General features: G+C 60.8%; 7 protein-coding genes and 1 other RNA gene. 1 reads left to right on the forward strand and 7 read right to left on the reverse strand.

Annotated elements, in window-relative coordinates:
• Positions 1-23: 23 nt before the first annotated feature.
• The 6 genes from hybE to hybO are packed head-to-tail and all read right to left on the reverse strand — an operon-like array spanning position 24 to position 6,122.
• A complete protein-coding gene (gene hybE, locus AB5Y91_RS08100) occupies positions 24-551 on the reverse strand; it encodes a hydrogenase-2 assembly chaperone (protein ID WP_368169506.1) in 528 nt (175 codons plus the stop codon).
• On the reverse strand, positions 533-1,063 hold the full coding sequence (locus AB5Y91_RS08105; RefSeq protein WP_368169507.1) for a HyaD/HybD family hydrogenase maturation endopeptidase: 531 nt from the start codon (positions 1,061-1,063) through the stop codon (positions 533-535). Before AB5Y91_RS08105 ends, hybE begins: the two co-directional genes overlap by 19 nt.
• Positions 1,063-2,766, reverse strand: a complete 1,704-nt coding sequence (hybC, locus tag AB5Y91_RS08110) for a hydrogenase 2 large subunit (RefSeq protein WP_368169508.1) — start codon at positions 2,764-2,766, stop codon at positions 1,063-1,065. Before hybC ends, AB5Y91_RS08105 begins: the two co-directional genes overlap by 1 nt.
• Complete coding sequence (gene hybB / locus AB5Y91_RS08115) at positions 2,763-3,950, reverse strand: Ni/Fe-hydrogenase cytochrome b subunit (protein WP_139744840.1); 1,188 nt, start codon at positions 3,948-3,950, stop codon at positions 2,763-2,765. Before hybB ends, hybC begins: the two co-directional genes overlap by 4 nt.
• Positions 3,943-4,992: a hydrogenase 2 operon protein HybA gene (hybA, locus tag AB5Y91_RS08120; protein WP_368169509.1), complete on the reverse strand. Its 1,050-nt coding sequence runs from the start codon at positions 4,990-4,992 to the stop codon at positions 3,943-3,945. Before hybA ends, hybB begins: the two co-directional genes overlap by 8 nt.
• Complete coding sequence (hybO, locus tag AB5Y91_RS08125) at positions 4,989-6,122, reverse strand: hydrogenase 2 small subunit (RefSeq protein WP_368169510.1); 1,134 nt, start codon at positions 6,120-6,122, stop codon at positions 4,989-4,991. Before hybO ends, hybA begins: the two co-directional genes overlap by 4 nt.
• 885 nt (positions 6,123-7,007) lie before the next feature.
• Here hybO and AB5Y91_RS08130 point away from each other — a divergent pair.
• Positions 7,008-8,222 carry a hypothetical protein gene (locus AB5Y91_RS08130; RefSeq protein WP_368169511.1) on the forward strand — a complete coding sequence of 405 codons (1,215 nt, stop codon included), beginning with the start codon at positions 7,008-7,010 and terminating at the stop codon, positions 8,220-8,222.
• A gap of 328 nt (positions 8,223-8,550) precedes the next feature.
• Here the strand turns inward: AB5Y91_RS08130 and AB5Y91_RS08135 are convergent.
• Positions 8,551-8,679, reverse strand: a non-coding RNA gene (locus AB5Y91_RS08135) — RtT sRNA.
• Positions 8,680-8,937: the final 258 nt, after the last annotated feature.

Genomic DNA, 8,937 nt, shown 5'->3' on the forward strand with positions numbered 1-8,937 from the left:
TATATGGCGGATACTCCCTGAAACTAGGACTCGGTGGCCACTAGCCCCTGGCTGCGGCGGGCTCCGAACAGCCGGCGCCGACCCAGATCCACGCCACCGCCTTGCTGCACCGGCAAGGAGAGCAGCATCTTGAGGGTACTGCTCACCAGAGCGCGCCCCTGCTCGGCCCCGAGATGGGGATCGAGCGGCGACATCAGCGAGCAGGCCAGCAGCTGCCCCGTCTCGGGCAGCTCACCCACCATAAAGGTCATATTGCCGCAGGGGAGCTGCAGGGCGAGGCGATCGCTGCTGCTGCGCACCGGCCAAAGTTGATCCGGCCCCGGCAGCACCACCAGACTCAGCATCCAGGGGGTGAGCACGCAACCGAGCCACTGCCCCTCAAACAGCACGCACTGTGCCACTATGGGCATGGTGGCGTGGTAGAAGGGCAGCCCTTGCATCTGTTCGCGGGCGATCTGCTCGTACTGGGCTACCAGCAGGGTTGCGGGATTGGTGGCAAATCCGATGAACTCCTGCGCGGCATCTGCCTCGCTTAAATGGGACTGCGCCATAGGCCCTCCCGTGCTTGTTCAGCTTTTTCCTGCTCAGTGAACGGGATAGCGGGCGCACCAACGGCGGCCAGCAGGGTCAAAATCCGATCCTTCGCCTCCCCCATGGCCGCCGCCACTAGCGGGGTGAGGCCGATATGCGGTTCGAGGGATTCAGGCTCGACCCCGATCAGGGTGAGCCGCTTGGGCGACTCCCCCGTCATATGCAGCGCCGAGAGCACATCTGCCAGCCCCAGCTGGTGCGGGGAGATCTTGCGGCCAAACAGGGTCGGGATCTCCTCATCTTTCAGGGTCACCACTGTGCCCGGCGGATTACCACTTCGCACCGCATCCGCCAGAATGATGTGATCGCGACTGGCCATGGCTTCGAGCAGCTCCATGCCAGCGGTGCCACCGTCGAGCAGCTCGATGCCGGGGGCGAAACGGTATTCGCGCCCCAGCGCCTCGACGAGGCGCACTCCCACCGCCTCGTCGCTCAACAGCAGGTTGCCCACTCCCAGGATCAGGGTGTTCATCACAGCACCTTCACCTGAGTCGTTTCACCATTCTGGGTATCCACCACGTGGACCGCGCAGGACATGCAGGGGTCGAACGAGTGGATGGTGCGCACCACTTCCAGCGGTTTGGCGGGATCGGCCACCGGGGTGCCCACCAGCGCCTGCTCGTAGGGGCCGGGTTCGTCGTTGAAGTTGCGCGGGCCCGAGTTCCAGGTCGATGGCACCACCGCCTGATAGTTCTCTATCTTGCCCTCCTTGATGACGATCCAGTGGGAGAGCATGCCCCGCGGCGCCTCTTCAAAGCCCACCCCGCGAAACTCCTTGTCCGCCGGGATCTCGGCCTTGATGTAGGCGGTGAAGTCCCCCTTGCCGATGTTGTCGATGAGCGCCTGCCACTGGTGCGCCAGGGTGTCTTTGAGCACGCAGCAGCGCACCGCGCGGCCAATGATGCGGCCCAGGGTGGAGTGCAGCTGTTCAGTCTTGATGGCAGAGCCGGTCAGCGCCTTGTAGATGCCGTTCAGCTGATCGAAATGGGTCACAGTGCCAGGGTGCTTGGCGGCGAGCTTCACTAGCAAGTCTGCGAGGGGCCCCACTTCCACCACCTTGCCGTAGAAGGTGGGGGACTTGACCCAGGAGTATTTGCCGTCATCCTGCCAGCCGGTGTAGTTCGGCTCCGTCTTGCCCTCCCAGGGCTTGAGGGGGACGTCATCCTTGTACCATGCGTGCTTGTTGCTCTCGGCGATGCCATCCATCAGCCAGGCATCCTGATGGCTCTCTATGGGGCGGTAAGCCGCCAGATCGCCGTTTTCGATATAGCCGCCCGGCATCAGGAAGCTGCCGCCGTCGGCGTCGGTCGGGAGCTCGGGCACGCTCAGGTAGTGCTTGGCCCCCTGCCCCAGTGCCAGCCACTCGGGATAGTGAGCGGCTATGATGGCGGCATCCACCTTGTAGACCTGCTCGATAAACTCGCCGAGCCGGTCGATAAAGCTCTTCACATACATGAGGCGCTCGAGGTTAAGCACGCTGGGCGCATCCAGGTTGATGGGGTTGGCCACGCCGCCCACCGCCAGGTTCTGGATGTGCGGGCTCTTGCCCCCCAGGATGGCGACGATGCGGTTGGCATCGCGCTGGCACTCCAGCGCCTGCAGGTAGTGGGCCACGGCGATGAGGTTCACCTCAGGGCTCAGCTTCATCTCCTTGTGACCCCAGTAGCCATTGGCAAAGATGCCGAGCTGGCCGCTCGCCACCAGAGCGCGAATTTTATCCTGCACCTTGGCGAGCTCTTCGGCGCTGTTGAGGGACCAGGTCGATACCCCCTTGAGCAGGTCGGCCGCTTTTTGCGGATTGGCCTCAAGGGCCGCCGTGATGTCCACCCAGTCCAGCGCGGAGAGCTGGTAGAAGTGGACTATGTGATCGTGGATGTTGTGGGCCGCGATGATGAGGTTGCGGATGAACTGGGCATTGACCGGCACCTTGGCGCCGATGGCGTTCTCCACCGCCCGCACCGAGGCGATGGCGTGAATGGAGGTGCAGACCCCGCAGATCCGCTGCACTATCATCCAAGCATCGCGCGGATCGTTGCCCTTGACGATCTCCTCCATCCCGCGCCACATGGTGCCGGACGACCAGGCCTTGGTGACTATGCCGCCTTCGATCTCGCAGTCGATACGCAGGTGCCCCTCAATGCGGGTGATGGGGTCTATGGTGATACGTTGGCTCATACGTTGGCTTTCCCTCGGGCCTGATAATCTTGGTGAACACGTTCAAGTGATGGCAGTACCGGCAGCAGCCGGATCAGCAGCAAATAGGCACACACCTCGATGGCGACGAAGCCCAGGGAGATCAGCACCTCCTCCGCGGAGGGGAAGTAGTGGTAGCCATTGCCGGGGTTGAAGGCGAGCAGGGAGTAATCCAGTCGCCAGAGGGCCGCGCCCAGCAGCATGCTGAGGGCCCCCAGGAACAACATGCGCGAATCCCGGCGGCTCTTGTCCCAGTGGAACACCAGCAGCGGGAATATCATCAGGGCGATCTCGCTCCAGAACATCAAGGCGTAACGATTCCACTCGGAGAGGTACTCCGACTTGTCGTTGATGACGATCTCGGCAAAGCGCAGCGCCACAAACAGGATCAGGAAGATGTCGATCACCTGGGTCAGCTTGTAGAAGAGCGACTTCTCGTTGGGCCCACGCCCCGCCAGCCCCGCCTGCACCAAAGAGCCCTCGAACACCACTATGGAGAAGCCCATGATGAAGGCGGTGAGCAAGGAGAAGACCGGCAGCAACTCGTAGCTCTGCCAGAGCGGATGTATCTTCTCCCCCGCCACTATCATCAATGAGCCCATCGAGGACTGGTGCATGGTAGGCAGCAGGGCCCCCAGCGCCAGCACGAAGAACATGATCTTGTTGAGGCGAATGAGTGACGCCTTCCAGCCGAACTTCTCCAGCAGCACGGGCGCGAACTCCAGCGCCATCACTCCGATATAGATTGTCATGCAGACCGCCGTCTCGAACAGCACCGAGGAGGTGTTGAAGTGGCCGGGCAGGTAGAAGTACGGCAAATTCCAGTAACGCCCCACGTCTATGGTGATGGAGAGGCCACCCAGGGAGTAGCCAAACAGGCTCGCCAGCAGGGCCGGCCGCACCAGCGGGTGATACTCCCCCCGGTTGAACACATAGACAGCCCAGGCCAGCGCCCAGCCGCCGCAGGCAAAACCTGTGCCTATCAGCAGGTCAAAAGAGATCCACAGCCCCCAGGGATAGCCGCCGTTCAGGTCAGTGACCGAGCCCAACCCGAAGAAGAGGCGCTTGAGAATAAGCATGCCGCACAACACGGCAAAGGGGGCCAGCACCAGCACGGGCCAGCTGACCAGCTTGCCGCCGAGCGGATGCGCCTTGTGGTTACTCATGATCCTTGCCTCCCTTTGCCGAGCCCTGATCCTGGTGACTGTCAGGCCCATGGCCCTCGTCATCATGGTGATCGTGGCCACTCTTCTTGCTGTTGCGACGAATGAGCACCGAGAGGCCGGTCAGCACCACCATGGGCAGCACCATCCCCTTGTAGAGGGTGTGCTGGATATGCTCGGAGCGGGCACCGGAGGAGAGCTCCGGCAGATCGGGCATGTCGAGCCTGGTGTAGGGCACCCCGGCCAGCACCAACACCTGGGTGCCGCCCCCCTCCTTCTCGCCATAGACGTAAGGCTGGTAGCTCGGCACCTGATGCAGGTAGGGGTCGTTGGCGGAGAGGGTCTGGCGGGGATAGGCGTATTCACTGCCGGGGGTCGCCAACAGGCGGCGCTTGGCCTCGGCCATCAGATCCTCGCGGGTACCGAAGATCACGGCGCCAGTCGGGCACACTTCGACACAGCCGGGTAGCTTGCCCTGATCGATCCGCTCAAGCCCTTTCTGGTTGCAGAGCTCGCACTTGTGGATGGCCCCAAGCGGATTGTCGTAGTCATATTTGGGCACATCGAAGGGGCAGCCCACCATGCAGTAGCGGCAGCCGGTGCAGACGTCCGGGTCATAGTGAACTATGCCGGTCTTGGGATCCTTGCGCAGGGCCTGCACCGGACAGACGGAGACGCAGTTGGGATCGACACAGTGCATGCACTGCTTCTTGATGTAGGCATAGCCATCCACCAGCTGATCCTTGTGCTCGCCGCTGCCGCTCTTCCACACCTGAATAATGTTGTTGGTGTAGGGGGTCAGCTTGTCGTTGGTGGACCAGGTCTGCGCCCCCTCCGGATTGGACGGGTTGCCGTTGAGGCGCTGACACTCCGCCACACAGGCCTGACAGCCGACGCAGAGAGTGGAGTCGTAGAGCATGCCGAGCGACCCGGGAATGGGCGGCTTGTTCTTGGCTGCCGCCAGTGCGGTGCCGGGGACGGCTGTGCCCGCCGCCAGTGCACCGACGGAGGCGAATTTGAGGAAATTACGTCTGTTCACGGTCATTCCTCCCGTGATGGGTGCTGCCCGGCTTCGTGGCGCTTCTGCTGGCGACCGAGTTCACGCACCGTCATCAGACTCACCCCTACCAGCACCCCGAGGGCGCCACCGATGAGACCGGTGGCGGTGGGCGAGGTATAGCCCCCCTCCTGGATCTTCACATCGGGTTTATCCACCCGCGGGGTCGGGTTCTCTACCTTGGCGAGCTGGAAGATCCCCTTGCTAAAACCGACCCCCTGCTCGTTGCAGCCATAGCAGGGATGACCTATGCCCACCGGCCAGATGCCGCCGCCCACGTCGCAGAACTCCAGGGTCGAACAGTTGCCGTAGGTCTCCGGCCCCTTGCAGCCCAGATGGTAGAGACACCAGCCTTGACGGTGGCCCTCGTCGCCAAACTCCTTGGCAAAGCGGCCTGCGTCAAAGTGCGGACGGCGCTCGCAGTTTTCGTGGATAAGGCGCTCATAGGCAAACAGCGGACGCTTCTTGCTATCCAGTGCCGGCAGCTTGCCGTAGGTGATGTAGTAGGCAACCGTGGTGAGGAAGTTGTGGGGATTGGGCGGGCAACCCGGGATATTGATGATGGGGGTGCCGATATTGCCGAGGGCCTCCTCCAGACTGACGGCACCGGTCGGGTTGCCGCCGCTGGCGGGCACGCCGCCCCAGGCGGAGCAGGAGCCGATGGCGATGACGGCAGCCGCATCGGCTGCAGCACGGCGAATATGGTCGACGATGGGCTCACCGGCCACCATGCAGTAGACACCACCATCTTTCAGCGGAATGGAGCCATCCACCACCAGCACATACTTGCCTTTATAGCGCTTGATGGCGTTGTGCTTGTTCTCTTCCGCCTGATGACCAAAGGCCGCCGAGAGCACCTCGTGGTACTCCAGCGAAATGGTGTTGAGGATCAGGTTTTCTATGGTGGGGTGAGTGGCGCGCAGCAGTGACTCGGTACAGCCGGTACACTCCTGCGCCCCAATCCAGATCACCGGTGGCCGCTCGGGGCTGGAGAGCGCGGTGGCCATCTTGGCCACGGCATTCTGGCTTAATCCCAGGGTTGCGGCCATCCCAGCGCACAATTTCATAAAGTCACGGCGATTAATTCCATGAGCCGATAAAAATGTATCCTCGACCATTCTTTTTATTCCCGTCAGTGAGCATTGTTTGACAAATGCTTAATGGCGGGAATGCTATTCCTACCCCTTACCCCCCATGTTGATCTTTATCAAACAGAAACACATTACTTGCCCATGATATCGACATTGCGAAATAAAAAGCTATATATAACATGCACTTATTAAGCTCAATACGCAACCTGCCATACCCACAAAGTAGTATTTATTGGCGCATCGTGATTTAAATAAATATAAATTACGCCCTATTCAGAACATACGTTATGAAAAATGAAAGCGTTGTCACAGTATTTTCTATTTGATGCTGTTAATCGACCATTTAACCCCATGATCTCACCTTGGTATAAATAACACTCCCTTGTTCCAGACCACCAGACTGCAGGAGAATCAATCAACAGATCGCGATTGGCAGAGTCAAGACGCCGGTTGAATGACAGAAATCATCGATGCTGATCGACAGGGAGGTTTTCCTGCATTTCGCAATCAGACATAACCCTTTCCGGGACATTCAACCACCCGTTGTGTGCATCAGACGCTATGGTGCACTCCATCTGCAATGCCTGTGCAAAACGCAGTAAACAAGGATGTCAAAATAGGCTGGTTATCACACCATGAGCATGGGCAAACGCTATACCTATAGCCATGGGGCTTGGCTCAGGGGCATTGCGGTGGAACCCGCCGTCACGGCAGTCATTTTCCTCTGCCAATCCTGTTTTCATATGGGGTTTTCAGCCAGCAAAGAGGCTGAGTTCAGAGGATCCGTCATGGTGCACTCATGACACCAAGCCCGAATCCCGGCACGCAGCAACCTCCCCTTCCCCCCCTGGTGGCAAGGGGAGCCGGTGGCGGCCGGATAGCACATTTGTCGCACAGCAAGGTGGTCCCATCATGTCGCATCACAGGCCTGTCACCCCGCCCGATCCCCTCAGCCCTCCCCTGTCCGATCCCAGCAACTTCTCCCTGATCCTGGGGGGGCCCCTCTATCAGCTGTGGAGCCGGGCGCATCTTGGTGACATAGAGGCGCACATCAGGCGACGGATCCTCGTCCTCTGCGGGATCTGCTGGCTGCCCCTGTTGTTGCTGTGCGGGTGGGACGGCAGCCTGCTGCAAGGGGTGGCGGTGCCCTTTCTGCTGGACGTAGAGACCCATGTCCGCTTTCTCATCTGCGTCTCCTTGCTGGTGTTCGCCGAGCTCGTCGTCCACCAGCGCATCCGGGGGATCGTCAGCCAGTTCATCGAACGGGGGTTGATCTCGCCGCTCTCCTTGCCACGCTTTCATGACGCCATTCGCAGCGCCATGATCTGGCGAAATTCGATCCCCGCGGAGGTCGGCCTTATCCTGCTGGTCCTCTCTATGGGGTACTTCATCCGGACCCACACCTTCGTTCTGGAGTCCTCGACCTGGTACGCCACCATGGAAGGGGGTAGCCCGACCCTGACCCTGCCCGGTTTCTGGTTTTTCTGGGTGAGCAACCCCATCATCCAGTTTCTGCTCCTGCGCTGGCTCTACCGGCTCCTGATCTGGACCCGCTTCCTCTGGCAGGTCTCCCGGATCCCCCTCTCCCTCATGCCGACCCATCCCGATCGCAACTGCGGCCTCGGCTTTCTCGGTGGCTCGGCCTACGCCTACTCGCCGCTGCTGACCGCTCTGGGGGCCCAGCTTGCCGGCTTTATCGCCAACCGGATCTTCTATGACGCCGCCGTGCTCACCGCCTACAAACCGGAGATCATTCTGCTCGCCGGCTTCGGCTTGCTGCTGGTGCTGGCGCCTCTGACGGTCTTTGCTCCCCATATTCTGGCGGCCAAGCGTCTGGGACTGCGGGAATACGGCGCCCTCGCCGCCGAGTACAGCCGCAGCTTCGAGCACCGCTGGCTGCGCACGGCGGACAGAGACGGGGAATCCCTGCTTGGCGCCTCGGATATCCAGTCCCTCGCCGATCTGGGTACTGCCTATGCCGTCATCAAGGAGGTCAGGCCCATGCCATTCAGTCGGGACATGTTCCTGCAACTGGTGCTCGCGACTGTGGTGCCCTTCCTGCCCCTGCTCCTCACCCTCTTCTCCTTCGAGACACTGCTCGACAGGCTGGTGGGGGTGATCTTCTGATGCAGATAGGGAAGGAAAAGTCGGCCTGAGACGGACGGAATACCGTCTCCGGCAAGGAGACACAGCCACCCTGCGCTGAAGCCGAGGAGATGACGGTCCCAATAACAATTAAGCCCGACCATAAGGTCGGGCTTTGAATATGGCGGTGGGTCGGGATTGACTCGCGCCATCCCTGGCGGTCACTCTGCGGATAGCCTGCGACTTTCCAAGCGGGCTATCCTGCCCCCTTGTCGAGCCAGGGCCCGAACCTAGCCGCCCCTCGCTGGGCATCAGGGGATATGATAACCCCAGATGCAAAAAGCCCGACCATAAGGTCGGGCTTTCAATTTGGCGGTGAGGGAGGGATGATTCGCCACTGCGTGGCTTACCCCTTCGGGGCGGCCGTTGGCCGTTCATCGCAGCAAGCTGCTCTGCTCGAACCCGGCGAGGGTTCTCACCCTCCCTCTATGGGCATCAGGTTTGCGGTGCCCCCAGATGCAAAAAACCGACCCTGAGGTCGGTTTTTCAATTTGGCGGTGGGTCGGGATTGACTCGCACCATCCCTGGCGCTCGCCCTGCGGGCAGCCTTCGGCTGTCCAAGCGGGCTATCCTGCCCTTTTGTCGAACCAGGGTCCGAACCAAGCCGCCCATCACCGGATAAAGTAAAAGGGCCTGTCTTGCGACAGGCCCTTTTACTTTATTTGGCGGTGAGGGAGGGATTCGAACCCTCGATACG

Origin of the sequence: Aeromonas sp. R4-3, from assembly GCF_040908275.1 — a bacterium.
Classification (GTDB): domain Bacteria; phylum Pseudomonadota; class Gammaproteobacteria; order Enterobacterales; family Aeromonadaceae; genus Aeromonas; species Aeromonas rivipollensis.

Excerpts from the sequence above, each read along its gene's own strand:
- hybE (WP_368169506.1), bottom strand. The coding sequence starts at position 551 with ATGGCGCAGTCCCATTTAAGCGAGGCAGATGCCGCGCAGGAGTTCATC.
- AB5Y91_RS08105 (WP_368169507.1), bottom strand. The coding sequence starts at position 1,063 with ATGAACACCCTGATCCTGGGAGTGGGCAACCTGCTGTTGAGCGACGAG.
- hybC (WP_368169508.1), bottom strand. The coding sequence starts at position 2,766 with ATGAGCCAACGTATCACCATAGACCCCATCACCCGCATTGAGGGGCAC.
- hybB (WP_139744840.1), bottom strand. The coding sequence starts at position 3,950 with ATGAGTAACCACAAGGCGCATCCGCTCGGCGGCAAGCTGGTCAGCTGG.
- hybA (WP_368169509.1), bottom strand. The coding sequence starts at position 4,992 with ATGACCGTGAACAGACGTAATTTCCTCAAATTCGCCTCCGTCGGTGCA.
- hybO (WP_368169510.1), bottom strand. The coding sequence starts at position 6,122 with ATGGTCGAGGATACATTTTTATCGGCTCATGGAATTAATCGCCGTGAC.
- AB5Y91_RS08130 (WP_368169511.1), top strand. The coding sequence starts at position 7,008 with ATGTCGCATCACAGGCCTGTCACCCCGCCCGATCCCCTCAGCCCTCCC.